The organism is Lentzea indica (assembly GCF_012184385.1).
Taxonomy (GTDB): Bacteria; Actinomycetota; Actinomycetes; order Mycobacteriales; family Pseudonocardiaceae; genus Lentzea; species Lentzea indica.
This window is the reverse complement of record NZ_VSRL01000007.1, coordinates 12,314-25,979: the sequence shown is the minus strand read 5'-3', so window position 1 is coordinate 25,979 and position 13,666 is coordinate 12,314. Positions and strand designations below refer to the sequence as shown.

General features: G+C 69.2%; 8 protein-coding genes, 1 tRNA gene and 1 pseudogene. 4 read left to right on the top strand and 6 right to left on the bottom strand.

All coding sequences use genetic code 11. From position 1 onward, the window contains the following. Nucleotides 1–2: 2 nt before the first annotated feature. A pseudogene (locus FXN61_RS51470) lies at nt 3–946 on the top strand (5'-nucleotidase). Nucleotides 947–966: 20 nt separating this feature from the next. Here FXN61_RS51470 and FXN61_RS03425 read toward each other — a convergent pair. The 3 genes from FXN61_RS03425 to FXN61_RS03415 form a co-directional block, all read right to left on the bottom strand. After that, the gene (locus tag FXN61_RS03425; protein ID WP_167970121.1) at nt 967–6,432 is read right to left on the bottom strand and encodes an ATP-binding protein; all 5,466 of its coding nucleotides are present in this window, start codon (nt 6,430–6,432) and stop codon (nt 967–969) included. Nucleotides 6,433–6,671: 239 nt separating this feature from the next. Further along, complete coding sequence (locus FXN61_RS03420; RefSeq protein ID WP_167970119.1) at nt 6,672–7,163, bottom strand: Gmad2 immunoglobulin-like domain-containing protein; 492 nt, start codon at nt 7,161–7,163, stop codon at nt 6,672–6,674. 76 nt (nt 7,164–7,239) lie between these two features. Further along, a tRNA-Tyr gene (locus tag FXN61_RS03415) sits at nt 7,240–7,322 on the bottom strand. 121 nt (nt 7,323–7,443) lie between these two features. Here FXN61_RS03415 and FXN61_RS51465 point away from each other — a divergent pair. Genes FXN61_RS51465 through FXN61_RS03405 form a run of 3 tightly spaced genes read left to right on the top strand, consistent with a single transcriptional unit; the run spans nt 7,444 to nt 10,342 of the window. Then, complete coding sequence (locus FXN61_RS51465) at nt 7,444–9,795, top strand: ATP-binding protein (protein ID WP_312877519.1); 2,352 nt, start codon at nt 7,444–7,446, stop codon at nt 9,793–9,795. Further along, the gene (locus tag FXN61_RS51460; protein WP_312877518.1) at nt 9,792–10,013 is read left to right on the top strand and encodes a response regulator transcription factor; all 222 of its coding nucleotides are present in this window, start codon (nt 9,792–9,794) and stop codon (nt 10,011–10,013) included. The genes FXN61_RS51465 and FXN61_RS51460 overlap by 4 nt, the downstream gene beginning before the upstream one ends. A 47-nt stretch (nt 10,014–10,060) precedes the next feature. Beyond that, nucleotides 10,061–10,342, top strand: coding sequence for a hypothetical protein (locus tag FXN61_RS03405; RefSeq protein ID WP_188134637.1), 282 nt, complete (start codon nt 10,061–10,063; stop codon nt 10,340–10,342). Nucleotides 10,343–10,359: 17 nt separating this feature from the next. Here the strand turns inward: FXN61_RS03405 and FXN61_RS03400 are convergent, their stop codons facing one another. From FXN61_RS03400 to lnt, 3 genes are all read right to left on the bottom strand, one after another. Then, nucleotides 10,360–11,334: an aldo/keto reductase gene (locus FXN61_RS03400; RefSeq protein WP_312877517.1), complete on the bottom strand. Its 975-nt coding sequence runs from the start codon at nt 11,332–11,334 to the stop codon at nt 10,360–10,362. Between the two features lie 71 nt (nt 11,335–11,405). Then, a complete protein-coding gene (locus FXN61_RS03395; RefSeq protein ID WP_167970117.1) occupies nt 11,406–12,173 on the bottom strand; it encodes a polyprenol monophosphomannose synthase in 768 nt (255 codons plus the stop codon). After that, nucleotides 12,157–13,629 (bottom strand): apolipoprotein N-acyltransferase, encoded by a 1,473-nt coding sequence (gene lnt / locus FXN61_RS03390; RefSeq protein WP_167970115.1) that lies wholly within the window; start codon nt 13,627–13,629, stop codon nt 12,157–12,159. The genes FXN61_RS03395 and lnt overlap by 17 nt, the downstream gene beginning before the upstream one ends. Between the last annotated feature and the right edge of the window lie 37 nt (nt 13,630–13,666).

Below are 13,666 nucleotides of genomic sequence, written 5' to 3'. Positions count from 1 at the left end.
CGATGACGCAGGCGATGACCCCGGTGGTCGTCGCCTGCGTCTACGATCTGGGACACATGGGCCCCAGCCTGGAAAAACTGCTGGTCGTAGGCATCGCGTCGAGCGCGTTGTTCGACCTGGCGGAGTCCGACGCCGTCTTCCAGTCCGACGGCGAGCAGGCGTACCGCGCCTACCAGGAAGCGCACCTCGACGAACCGTTCGCCACCGGTGTCGCGTTCCCGTTCATCAAGCGGCTCCTGCGGCTCAACGACATCGGCCCGCTGGTCGAGGTGATCGTGCTGTCGCGCAACTCCCCCGACACGGGCCTGCGGATCCTCCGCTCGGCCGCCCACCACGGGCTCACGATCTCGCGCGCGATCTTCACCCAGGGCCGGGCACCACACGAGTACATGCCCGCGCTGAACATGTCGCTCTTCTTGTCCGCCAACGAGGACGACGTCCGCAAGGCCACCGCCGCCGGTCTTCCCGCCGGCAGGTGCTCCAGTCGTCCTACCAGGACGATGACGACCCCGCGCTGCGGATCGCGTTCGACTTCGACGGGGTGCTGGCCGACGACGCGGCCGAGCGGATCTACCAGACCGGCGGCCTCGACCAGTTCCAGCAGCACGAGGCCACGAACGTCGTGACGCCGCTCGATCCCGGGCCACTGAGGAACTTCCTCGCCGGGATCAACCGGATCCAGCGCCAGGCTGAGGACCGCATCCGGGTCTCGGTGGTCACCGCCCGGTCCGCCCCCGCGCACGAACGCGCCATCAACAGCCTCAAAGCATGGGGACTCACGGTGAACGACGCGTTCTTCCTGGGAGGCCTCAAGAAGGCGCCGATCCTCGACGTGCTCAAGCCGCACATCTTCTTCGACGACCAGCGCGGGCACCTGATCCAGACCGTGCCGTGCGTGCACATCCCGTTCGGTGTCACCAACGAAAAGAGCCCGGCCACCGAGTGACCGGGCTCTTTCCCGCGTACCTACTTGGTCAGGCCGTTTTCGATCGCCTTGATGATCGCCGGCCGCAGTTCGGAAGCCGAGATGATCGCGTCGACCGACCCGACCTCGACCGCGCGCTGAACGCTGTGCACCCGGTCGAACTCGGCAGCCATCTCGTTCAGCTTCTCCGTGCGCACGGCCTGACGGGTCGACGTCAGTTCCGCGGCCAGAGCGGCACGCTCGGCTCCGGAAGCCTCCGCCACCGCGGACTCCAGCTTCTTCACCCGCGCGTCGTTCGCCGTACGACCGTCGACCTCACGGGCGAACACCACGGCCGCGGCGGGCGCGCCACCGATGACCGAGGCGTAGGAGCCTTCGACCGCGAGCACCGTCATGGACGGGTTCAGGGCCTTCGAGAAGACCACGAACGCGCCACCGTGGTACCGCGAGATCACGCAGAACACGATCGGGCCGCGGAAGTTGACGATCGCGCGGCCGATCTCCGCGCCGTACTCCAGCTGCAGCTCCCGCATCGACTCCGGTGAGCCGTCGAAGCCCGACAGGTTCGCCAGGACGACGAGCGGCCGGTTGCAGGAGGCCGCGTTGATCGCGCGGGCCGCCTTCTTCGACGACTTCGGGAACAGCGTGCCGGCGGTGTAGGTGTCCGGGCCGTCGGTGGGCGGGAAGCCGGTGCGTGCGACACCACGGGACTCGATGCCCAGCAACGTCACCGGGATGCCGCCCAGGTGCACGTCCTGCACGACCGCGGTGTCGGCGTCGGCCATGCCCGCCCAGCGCTCCAGCACGTCGTGGTCCTGGTCGGACAACGCGCGCATGACCGTGCGGATGTCGAACGGCTTCTTGCGGTCCGGGTTCGCCTCGACCGAGAAGATCTCTCCGACCGTCGTGAACGGACTGTCGCCCACCACGTGCGGGTACGACGACACGTCGCGCGACGAGGGGTCGGACGTGACGACCCGGCGCGGGCCCGTCTCACCAGGCGCGATGTAGCTGTGCTCGTAGTGGGCCAGAAGCACGTCGAACGCGGATCGCAGGTTCGGGGCCCAGTACTGCGCCTGGCCGTTCGGGCCCATGACGCGGTCGTAGCCACCGATGCCGTAGTTGTCCTCTGCCGACACGCCGCCGGAGAAGTCCAGCGCCTGCTTGCCGGTCAGCACCATCGCCGAGTCCGGGGTCATGACCAGGATGCCCTTGGTGTGCATGAGCATCGTGGCCTCGGCGTTCCAGTACGGCTGGGCGCCGACGTTGATGCCGTTGACCACCACGTTGATCTCGCCACCGGCCTGGGTGAACTCGACGATCCGCTTCAGCGCCGCGGCCACCCAGTCCATGTTCTCGACGCCGGAGCTCATCGAGATCTTCGCGCCGGACGACAGCGAGAACCATTCCAGCGGAACGGAAAGCTCCGTGGCCAGGTCCAGAGCGTGAATGACCCGTGAGCACTCGGGCTCGGCCAAGGCACCCAGCGACTTGGTCGGGTCGCCCAGCAGGACGACGCGCTTCATGCCCTCGGGGTAGGCCGGGGTCGGCGTGGTCACCACACCGACGACGATGCCCGCCTTGTTGCCACCGCGCGGGCGGTCCACCGGCACCAGCGAGCCGTCGACGAGATCGTGCTCCACGAAGGACCCGCCGTCGCCGACGAGCATGTCGACCAGCTCGTACGGGTAGATCGTGCCACGCGACTGGGCGCGCAGGACGTTCTGGCGGTAGTCGTCGAGCGGCTGGACCGGCTCGGCAGGTGGCTGCACGAACGAGAAGCTCACGCCCGCGCCGGCGTCGTTGGCGATCCGCACACCGATGTCGGTGAGCTCACCGGAGACAGGGTCCTTGCGGCGCGCCAGGAACAGGACCTCTTCCAGGTCCAGGCCCGTGGTCGTGGGCAGCACGCGCGAACCGACAGCGTCCAGGTCCTTCGAGGACAGGTCGGTGGGCGGCCACGCGTACAGGACGACGCGGTTCGTCGCGAGCCGCGTACGGCCACCTGCCTGCGCGCGAGCCCGCCGGATGCCGTCGAGACACGTGGCCAGCACGTCCTCGGCCGCGGGCAGCGCGACGATCCGGCCGTCGTCGTCCCGCAGCGGCGTCAGGTCGCGAACCTGGCCGAGAGCGACGAGACGCTCGTCGGACTTGTTCGCCTTGGCCACCGCGCGGAACAGGTAGACGTCCTCGTCCACAGAGGACAGACGCGTGAGGTCGAACTCTCGCAACCGCTCCAGCTGCATGCGCTCGGCGATGCGCGGGTGCAGCCCGCGCACCAGCCTCTCCTCGGCGAACCCGTTGGAGGACGGGCGGAACGTGAAGTGGTGGTGCATCGACTCGCCGCGACGGCCCGCCACCGTGGTGGTGATGCGGGTGATCGTCGGCGGCAGCTGGTGCGCGGCCAGCGCCGCACCCAGACCGGCGGCCATCTCGTCCTGGTCGGACGGGCCGTCGACCCAGTTGACGTAGAGGTCCGCGACGACCGCGCTCCCGTTGGCGTGCTTCACCACGTCACCAACGGCCTCCGACAGCGACGGGAACTCCACCGCGGTCGAGACGAGGCGGGTCTGCTCCGGCACGTTCTCCGCGATGAAGAACGCACCGCTCACGCGCGGGTTCTCCAGCGCCTTCTTGGTGTAGTAGCGGCGGGCCAGCACCTCCAGCAGCGAGGTGTTGTCCGCGCCGGGCTTGCCGATGCGCTGGCCGAGCAGGCGCACCAACGGCTCGGCAGAAGCCACCATGGCCGCGATCCGCTCCTCGCGGTCGGCGGCCTGGGGCTCGGCGTCCAGGTGGATCAGGTGCTTGCGGACCTCGCTGTGCACGCGGGCGCGGTTGCGGCGCACCAGCGGCTGAGCGAACCACGTGAACACGACGCTGCGGGCGAGGTCGGCCACCTGCGGGTAACGGACCTGCGTCGCGGCGACGATGTGCTCCAGCACCAGGCCGATCTGCACCTGCTCGGACTCGACCGGCGGAGCCTCCTGCACCCACTGGCGCAGCAGGGTCGTCGCGACGGCCGCGTCGAACACACCGCGGCGCAGCGCCACGAAGATGCGGAAGACGGCCTGCTCCAGCTCCGGCGTGCGGTCCAGCTCCGTGATGCCGTAGTGGCCGAACACGTTCTGCAGGCGGGCGCGGAAGCTTTCCGGCAGCGCGGCGCGGTCCGCGTCCAGCGTCTTGAGGTAGGTGTGGAAGTGCTCGCGCGGAGAGTGGATGTGGTTCTCCGGCTTGCTCTCCTCACCGGCGGGACGGTTGCGGGAGAGGTCGCACAGGTCGGCGAAGATGCCGAGCAGCTTGGCCTCCTCGACCAGCGGCCGCTCCATCAGGTCGTGCCGCGCGCCCATGTAGTTCGACAGCACCCGCTCGGTGTCCGCGGCGGTCGTGTCGAAGCCGAGCAGCAGGGCTCGCAGGTCGTCGTGACCGCAAGCGACGAGCTCCTCTGGCTTGACGTCCGTGCGCGGGGCCGGCAGCTCCAGCTCGACCGACGACTCGGACTTCTGCTCCTCGGCAGCGCCCGACGAGTCCTCGATCTCTTCCAGCTTCAGCAACGGGCCACCGGCGGGCACCTGGGTGCCGACGCCGACGTTGAGCTCCTTCAGGCGAGCGCGGAACGGCGCGCGCAGCACCGTCTCCATCTTCATCGCCTCGAGAACGAGCACCGGCGCACCGGCCTCGACCTCGGCGCCGACCTCCAGCGGGGTGGCGACGACCAGCGCGGGCATCGGCGAGCGCAGGACACCGCCCTCGTCACGGGTGACGCGGTGGGTGACGCCGTCGACCTCGACCTGGTGGACCGGGCCGTGCGTGCCGGTGACGACGCGGAAACGCGTGCCGTTGACGGTGATCTGACCGACGTGGTGGTCGAACCGCTCGACGTCGACGTCACCGGTGAGCACCGTGTCCGAGTCCACCGCGGCCACACCGACGCGGTACTTCGCGGCACCGATGCGGGCGACGTTCACGATGTACGGCTGGCCGCGCAGCACGAACTCCAGCTTGCGCGCGCCCTCGTGGTTCGTGCGCGGCTGGCCGCCACGCGCGGAGGCGAGAAGCTGGGTGAGGTTGATCTGCTCCTCGTCCTCGTACACCTCGATACCGGCCGCGGCCAGCGCGATGGCGGAGTGGCGGTGCGAGACGAGACCGCCCTCGGCGCGGACGCGGTCGATCCAGCTGGTGTCGGCGGAGCCGTCGATCACGGCGGGCTCGTCGAGCAGGTCGAGGACGAAGCTCTTGTTGGTCGTGCCGCCCTCGATGATCACGGTCGTCTCGGCCATGGCGCGGCGCAGCTTGCCCAGCGCCTCGTCGCGGTCGCGGCCGTACGCGATGATCTTCGCGATCATCGAGTCGAAGTCCGCGGGGATCTGCGAGCCCTCGGCCACACCGGTGTCGACGCGAATGCCCGGGCCGGCCGGCAGCTCCAGCCGAACGATCGTGCCGGGGCACGGAGCGAAGTCGCGGTCCGGGTCCTCGGCGTTCAGGCGGGCCTCGACCGCGTGGCCGAGCTCGACCGGCTTCTCGCCTTCGAGCTTGCCACCACCTGCGACGTGCAGCTGCGCCTTGACCAGGTCGAAGCTCGTGGTGATCTCGGTGATCGGATGCTCGACCTGCAGACGGGTGTTGACCTCGAGGAACGCGAAGAGCTTCTCACCGGGGTGGTAGAGGAACTCGACGGTGCACGCGCCGCGGTAGCCCACGGCGTTCGCGAGCCGCTCTGCCGACGCCTTGAGGTCCTCGACCTGGTGCGGCTCCAGCACGCACGACGCCGACTCCTCGATGATCTTCTGGTTGCGCCGCTGCACCGAGCAGTCGCGGACGCCGAGCGCCCACGCCGTGCCCTGGCCGTCGGCGATGACCTGCACCTCGACGTGCCGGGCGCCGGTGACCAGGCGCTCCAGGAACATCACGCCGGAGCCGAACGCGCGCTCGGCCTCCAGGCTGGTGCGCTCGAAGTTCTCTTCCATCTCCTCGGGAGACGTGATCTTGCGGATGCCACGGCCACCACCACCGGCGGTCGCCTTCAGCATCAGCGGGTAGGTGACCTCCTCGGCCACCTTGAGCGCGTGCTCCAGGTCGGTGACGGCGCCCCTGCTCCACGGCGCGACGGGGACACCGACCTCCTCCGCGATCAGCTTCGAGCCGATCTTGTCACCAAGCTTGCGCATGGCCTCGGCCGAAGGACCGACGAACGTGACCCCGACCTTCTCGCACAGCTCGGCGAACTCGGGGATCTCGGCGACGAAGCCCCAGCCGACCCACGCGGCATCGGCCTTCGTCTCGACGAGGGCGGACTCCAGCACCTCGAGGTTGAGGTACGGACGATCGGCCGCCAGGCCGAGGTTGTAGGCGAGGTCGGCCTCCCTCACGAAGGGCGCCGACTTGTCGACGTCGGTGTACAGGGCGACGGTCTCGATCCGTTCCCCTGACTCGGCGGCGAGCTCACGGACGGCGTGGATCAGCCGCATAGCGGCTTCTCCGCGGTTGACGATCGCTACACGACTGAACAACGACTTGGCTCCTCGCGGACATTACGACCTCAGCGGCAGTCGCCGCCCAATCGATGTACACACTCTCGTCTACTACCCGGTAGGAAAACCGCTAGATCGAAGCGAGTTGAGCAGCGTGCTTTGTATGAAACCAACAAGCCACCAGGTCCTCGGCACAGGATCACTTGAGCCCGTGTCCGAACTCACCACCGGGTTCGGATGTCGTCCGGGACCATCCGAACCCGGCGGCCGGCCCGAGGTCAGGACTGCGGAACGCGGATCACGCTCCCCGGGCTGATCACGTTGGGGTCGGTGATGACGTGCGGGTTCGCCCGAACCAGGCGCGTGTAGAGGTTGCCTGAGCCGTAGAACTGCGTGGCGATCGACCACAACGTGTCGCCGCCTTTGACGGTGTACTCCAGGTAGACGCGATAGCCGGGCACGATCCGTGGCCCGTACACGACGGGCACGATGACCTTGTCGAGTTCGGCGCCGTCCTTCGGCGAGACCCAGAACACCTCGACGAAGAGCCGGTCGAGCGCGAACGACGCACCCGACACGTCCACGCTCACCTGGAACTGCCCGTGGCCGCCGGTCCCGTCGCCTGCCATGAACCCGCCGACGACCTCGTCGTGGCCCTCGTGGATCCGGTAGTTGAACTGCGCCTCGAACGCCCCGCCCGCGGTGCCCGCGATCTGAACGTGGCTTCCGACCAGGCCGAGCGGCCGTGGCTGCTGGATGTCGATCGACATGTTGCCCCCTTCGTCCCTTGGTAGGTCGTGAGGAGAAGAGGGGTTGTTGCTGGGTTCACCCCGGTGGCGCAACGGCTGGTGGTGGAGGACGGAGTCGAACCGCCTTTGCCGGAGCTCCCGTTTTACAGACGGGCGGGGCTCCACAGCCCCATCTCCACCATTGTCCGACGCATTTTCCGAGCCTCTGAGCTGCGCAGACACCGATATCGTGACGTCTGCCGGCAGGTTCGCTCAACCGATTTTCGGAAACGCGATCCGGCATTGGCGCGATATCGGGGTTGTGAAGGTGGTGGGGCGCGGCCGTGAGCTTGCCGCGGTGCGGTCGTGGCTGGCGGCCGAGACCGGCAGGCTGGTGCTGTGCGCCGGTGAGCCGGGCATCGGCAAGACCCGGCTGGCACAGGAACTCGCGGGGCACGCACTCGCGCTCGGCCGTGAGGTCGTGTGGGGCCACTGCGTCGAAACCGCTGGAGCACCCGCGTTCTGGCCGTGGCGGCAGATCCTGAAGGCAGCGCGTGCCGATCCGGACGAGGTGCTCGCGCACGACGCCGAGGTGCCGCAGGACAGGTTCCGGGTGTTCGACGCGATCGCCACCGCGCTGGACCGCGACGGCCTGGTGATCATCGTCGAGGACGTCCACTGGGCGGACGAGGCGTCGCTGCTCGTGCTGTCCCATCTGGCTGTGACACTGCGGAACGTGCTGCTGTTCGCCACCTTCCGCGACCCGTGCCCCGCGGTCGCGGACCTCATGCGTTCGGCCGTCCGCATCGACCTGCACGGCCTGTCCACCGACGAGGTCGCCGAGCTGGTCGGGGTGGAGAACGCCGCCACCATCACGGAGCTGACCAGCGGAAACCCGTTGTTCGTCACGGAGATCGCGCGGGCAGTCGACGACGGCACGTGGCGCGCGGACCAGCCGCCGCGCAGCATCCGCGACATCGTCACCGCCCGCCTCGACCGGCTCTCCCCCGACGCCCGCGACCTGATCAAGACCGCAGCGGTGATCGGCCGTGACTTCGACCTCGACCTCGCCGCCAAGGCCTCCGGCGTGCCCATCAGTGCACTGGACGAGGCTTCGACGCTGATCGACGCGACCGGGCACCGGTTCGTGCACGCGCTGACCCGTGACGCCGTCGACGCCGCGCTCACCACCGCCGAACGTCGCACGATCCACCGCCGGATCGCCGAGGCGATGGCCGGGAGCACTCACTACGCGGACGTCGCCCGGCACTGGAACGCTTGCGGCGAAACAAAAGAGGCCCGCGCCTGGACGATCCGCGCTGCCCAGGACGCCGTGACCCGGCTCGCCTACGAAGAGGGCGCTCGCCTCTACCGTGCCGCTGCTTCTCTTGAAGACAGCCACGACATCCAGGTGGCACTGGGCAAAGCCGCGTATTTCACGGGCGATCTCACCGGGTGTGTCCAGGCCGCCCAGCGCGCCGCCGAGCTCGCCACGACCCCGGAACAGATCGCCGAAGCGGCGCTGGTCCTGGAAGCGGCACCCGGCGCCGGCGTGAACGCGGTCGCGACCCCGTTGTGCGACAACGCACTCCGGCACGAGGTCAGCCCCGCCACGCGTGCCCGCCTGCTCGCCCAACGCAGCCATCTCGCGTTCTACCGCGGCGAGCAGCACCGTCTCGACGACCTCAGCCGCGAGTCCGTCGACCTCGCCCGGCACAGCGGAGACGACCGCGCGCTCGCCGAGGCCCTGCACGCCCGGCAGGAAGCGTGCCCAGGCCCGGCAGGACGCACCGAACGGCTCAGGCTCGCCGCCGAGATGATCGACCTCGCCCATCGCACCCACAGCCCGCGCGGGGCCATGTGGGGTTCGCTGTGGCGGATCCACGCGTTGATCGAGAGCGGCGAACTCGCTGCGGCGCAAGAAGAACTGCCCGCGTTGAAGCTCGCGTGCGACCGCGTCGGCGGCCAGGTTCCGTTGTGGCACCTCGAAGTCGTCACGGCGTGCCTGGCCCAGGCGCAGGGCCGTTTCGCCGAGGCCCAGAAGGTCGGGCGGCGTGCCTACGACCGGATGCGCGTGATCGAACGCGAACCCGCCTCAGGCGCCTATTTCGCCTTGCAATGCGGACTCGCCGCCCACCTCGGCGTCACCGAGGACGGCCTGACGCTCGCCCGCCACTTCCACGACCCGCCACCGCGGTTCCGCCTGATGTCCAAGCTCACGCGGGCGTTCCTGTTGCTGCGTGCGGGTTTCCGGAACGAGGCGCTGGAGTGGTACCGCCGCACGGGCCCGATCGCCGAGTGGGACCTGCCCGCGTTCTTCGTGCTGCCAGGCCTGGTCGACGCCGTCCTGGTGACGTCAGGCCTGGATCTCACCGACGAGCTCGCGGTGATCCTGCCTCGCCTCGCGGAGTTCCGTGGCGAGCACGCCGCCGGCAACGGCGTCGCGTACATGGGCCCGGTGTCCCTCGCGTTGGGCCGCGGCCACCTGGCACTCGGCAACCCGGACCAAGCCGTCGCCGACCTGACGGCGCCGTCGACGAGGCCGCACGTGCCGGCGCACCGGCGTTCGCGGCCGAGGCCCGCTGGCATCTGGCTTCGGCGTTGCGAGCCGTGGGCCGCGACGCCGACGCCGTGCAACGCGCCGCCGACCACGTCATCCGCACCTTGGGCATGACCGCCTTCACCACGACCGAGCTCAGCAGCCGCGAGCACGAGGTCGCGAACCTGGTCACCGAAGGCATGACCAACCGGCAGATCGCGCGACGGCTCGTGATCTCCGAGCGGACCGCGCAGAACCACGTTCAGCACATCCTGACCAAGCTCGGCTTCAGCACGCGCAGCCAGATCGCGGCGTGGATGAGTACCCGGCCGAGTACTCCGGCGGATGGCTGACCAGCGTGAACTTCCTACCTTCATACCAACCTTGAAGGAGGAAGATCATGTGGCTCACCATCGCAACCCCGCCCACCCAGTCGCTCGACCAGCTCGACAAGATCATGGGCTCGGTCGCCCCCGACGGCCTGCGGGCCCGTTACGTCTGCCAGGCCGACGGCAAGTTCCAGGTCATCGCCGTGTGGGACTCGAAGGAACACGCCGACCGCTTCTTCCGCGAGGTGCTCGGCCCGATCCTGGCCCGAGTGCTCGGGCCTGAGCCGTCGGGAGCGCCCGCCGTCACCGGCATGGAGGTGCTGCGCGAGTTCACTCCGGCCGTCACCGGGTAATCGCCCTGCATCCGGTGTCACAGCTGGACGGGCGCGGCGGCGTTGTCGAGCCGCTGCCGTTGCTCGTCGTCCAGCACGAGGTCGAGCGCGTCGAGACACTCGTCGAGCTGACTCACCGAACTGACGCCGAGCACCGGGAGGACCGGCGGGTCGCCGCCCATCAGCCACGCCAGCACAACCTGGTTCCGCGTCGCGCCCAGTTCGGCGGCCACGTCAGCCAGCACGGCCAACCGCCGCCGGCTGTCGTCATGGTCGTACTGCTCGGGCAACGGCCGGTCGGCACGGGTGTACGCGCCCGACAGGAGCACGGAGTAGCCGAGCACGGTCAGGTCGGGCTCGGCGCGCGCGTAGTCCAGCATCTCGTCGCTGACGTGCGGGTTCGCCCCGAAGTCCGCACCCGGCCGTGGCCGCAGATAGGTGTGGCGCTGCTGGACGCAGCTGAACCCGGGCAGCCCCGAGGCCTTGGCGATCTCCCGCGCCGCGGCGACGCGCCAAGCGGCGTGGTTGCTGCACCCCGTCGCCCGAACAAGGCCGTCGGTCACCAACGAAGCGAAGGTGGCCACGGTGTCGTGCAACGGCGTACGACGGTCCTCGATGTGCGCGTAGTAGACGTCGAGGTGGTCGACGCCCAGACGGCGCATGCTGGCCGCGGCCTGCGCGCGCACCACCTCGCGAGACAGCCCTTCCGCGTGCTCCGGCCAGGCAGCGCCCGGCGGGTCTGGCAACGCGCCGACCTTCGTGGCCAGCACGACCTGGTCGCGAACGCGCCGGGACGCGAGCCACCGGCCCAGCAGCTCCTCGCTCTCCACGCCGGTGCCGCCGGGCACCCAGAACGAGTAGGTGTTGGCGGTGTCGATGAACGTGCCACCCGCCTCGACGAACCTGTCGAGCACGGCGAACGCCTGCCGTTCGTCCACGGTCGTGCCGAAGTACATCGTGCCCAGACACAACGCACTCACGCCGAGCCCCTCGCCCAGCAAACGCTGTTCCACGTCACACCCCGCCCAGTCGGTGCACGCTCCGGCCTCGGACCGTCCGAAGTGGACGGTCCGAGGAGGACTGTCTACTTCTTCTTGCCGGTGAACAGCGACTTGACCTGGTTGCCGCGACGACGCAGGCCCCACTTCGTCACGCGGATCAAGGCCTCGCGGACGATGTTGCCGCTCATCTTCGACTCGCCGAACTCGCGCTCCTGGAACGTGATCGGCACCTCGCGGACGCGGAACCCGAGCTCCAGGGTGCGCCACAGCAGGTCGATCTGGAAGCAGTACCCGGCAGACGCGACCGAGGCGAGGTTCAGCTTGCGCAGGGTGTCCGCGCGGAACGCCCGGTAGCCACCCGTCATGTCCCTGATCGAAGCGCCGAGCGCGAGCCGCGAGTACAGCGAGCCGCCCAGCGACAGCAGCTTGCGCTGCGTCGGCCAGTTCACGACCTCGCCGCCCGGCACCCAGCGCGAGCCCAGGACCAGGTCGGCCTGCGGCAGGGCGTCCAGCAGCCTGTGCAGCTGCTCCGGGGCGTGCGAGCCGTCAGCGTCCATTTCGCACACAACGCCGTAGTCGCGCTCCAGCGCCCACTGGAAGCCGGCGACGTACGCGGCGCCCAGACCGGCCTTCTCGGTGCGGTGCATCACGTGGACACGGTCGTCGGCGGCCGCCATCTCGTCGGCGAGCTGGCCGGTGCCATCGGGGCTGCCGTCGTCGACCACCAGCACGTGCACGTCGGGCAGTGCCGTGTGCAGTCTCTTGACGATCTTTCCGATGTTGTCCCGCTCGTTGTAGGTCGGGATCACCACCAGCACCTGCCCGAGTTCCTGGTCAGGCTGCTGCGCCATTCGAGTCCTTCCGTCGTCGTGTGAAGCCCAGCGCCAACGCGACAAGGCCCGCAGCGGTCATCACCCACTCGGGCCAGGCTCCTAGCCAAGTCGCCAGCGTAGTCTGTGACCGCAGCGGCAGTGTCGCGACCAGGGCACCTGGCACGAAAAGGCCAGTCTTCTGAGTGACGGAACCGTCAGGTTCGACGATCGCGCTGACCCCGGAAGTGGCCGCCACGATCACCGCCCTGCCGTGCTCGACGGCACGCAGACGTGACATGGAAAGCTGCTGGTAGGTCATCTCCGTGTACCCGAACGTGGCGTTGTTCGTCGGGATCGCGATGATCGTCGCGCCTGCCGTCACGGAGTCGCGGACCACTGAGTCGAACGCCACTTCGTAACACGTGTCAATCGCGACCTTCGCGGGTCCCATGACGAAACCGTCCGGGTCCGAACCGGGCTGGAACACGCCGGCACGGTCCACCGTGGACGTGAACAACCGGAAGAACGACCGCATCGGCATCGTCTCGCCGAACGGCTGCAGCTTCCGCTTGGTGTAGGTGTCGGTCGGCCCCTTGCCGGGCTCCCACAGCACCACGGTGTTGCGCGGCAGCCCGTCACCCCGGTCGACGACCACGGCACCCACCGCGATCGGTGCCTTGATCGCGTCGGCGGCCGCGTCGATCAACGCGGCGGCGTCGACGTTCCGGAATGGATCGATGTCGGAGGAGTTCTCCGGCCAGATCACGATGTCCGGCTGCTTGACCTTGCCCGCGGCGACATCGGCGGCCAGCTCCATCGTCCTCTTGGCGTGGTTGTCGAGCACCGCCCTGCGCTGCGAGTTGAAGTCGAGACCGGCGCGCGGCACGTTGCCCTGGATCGCGGCGACGGTCACCGTGCCCGCCGAGCCGTCCACGCCCACCGGCACGACCAGGCCCACCACCAGCGGCACGACGAACAGCGGCACGCCGAGCTTCCAGTTCTTGAAGATCCAGAACAGCCCGAACCCGGTCAGCACCACCGCGAACGACACCAGCGGTGCCCCACCCAGCGATGCCAGCGGCAGGTACCAGCCCTCCGGCTGGCCGAACGCGACCTTGCCCCAGCTGAAGCCGCCGAACGGGAAGACCTCGCGCAACGCTTCGTCCGCCACCCACAGGCACGCCGCCCACAACGGCCACCCCGGCACGCGCGACGCGAACGCCATCGCCGCCGTGGCGATCGAGATCATCAGTGCGCAGGTCAGAGCCAGCGGGAGCCACGCGATCAACCCGACGAACTCACCGGTCCACCGCAGCAACGGCACCATGAACCCGAGCCCGAACAGCAGCCCGTACCCGAACCCCGCCCGCGCACGGCGTTCGTGGATGACGTAGGCCAGCAGCGCGAACCCGAGCGGCGCCAGGAACCACAGCGGCCGCGGCGGGAAGCTCAGGTAGATCAGCACACCACCGGCGACGGCGAGTGCTGTGCGCATCAGGACCGGACGGCTCAACCGGCGTCTGCGAGCGGGC

Coding starts and splice junctions, on each gene's coding strand:
- FXN61_RS03420 (WP_167970119.1), bottom strand. CDS start 7,163: ATGTCGATCGACATCCAGCAGCCACGGCCGCTCGGCCTGGTCGGAAGC.
- FXN61_RS51460 (WP_312877518.1), top strand. CDS start 9,792: ATGACCGCCTTCACCACGACCGAGCTCAGCAGCCGCGAGCACGAGGTC.
- FXN61_RS03405 (WP_188134637.1), top strand. CDS start 10,061: ATGTGGCTCACCATCGCAACCCCGCCCACCCAGTCGCTCGACCAGCTC.
- FXN61_RS03395 (WP_167970117.1), bottom strand. CDS start 12,173: ATGGCGCAGCAGCCTGACCAGGAACTCGGGCAGGTGCTGGTGGTGATC.
- lnt (WP_167970115.1), bottom strand. CDS start 13,629: ATGCGCACAGCACTCGCCGTCGCCGGTGGTGTGCTGATCTACCTGAGC.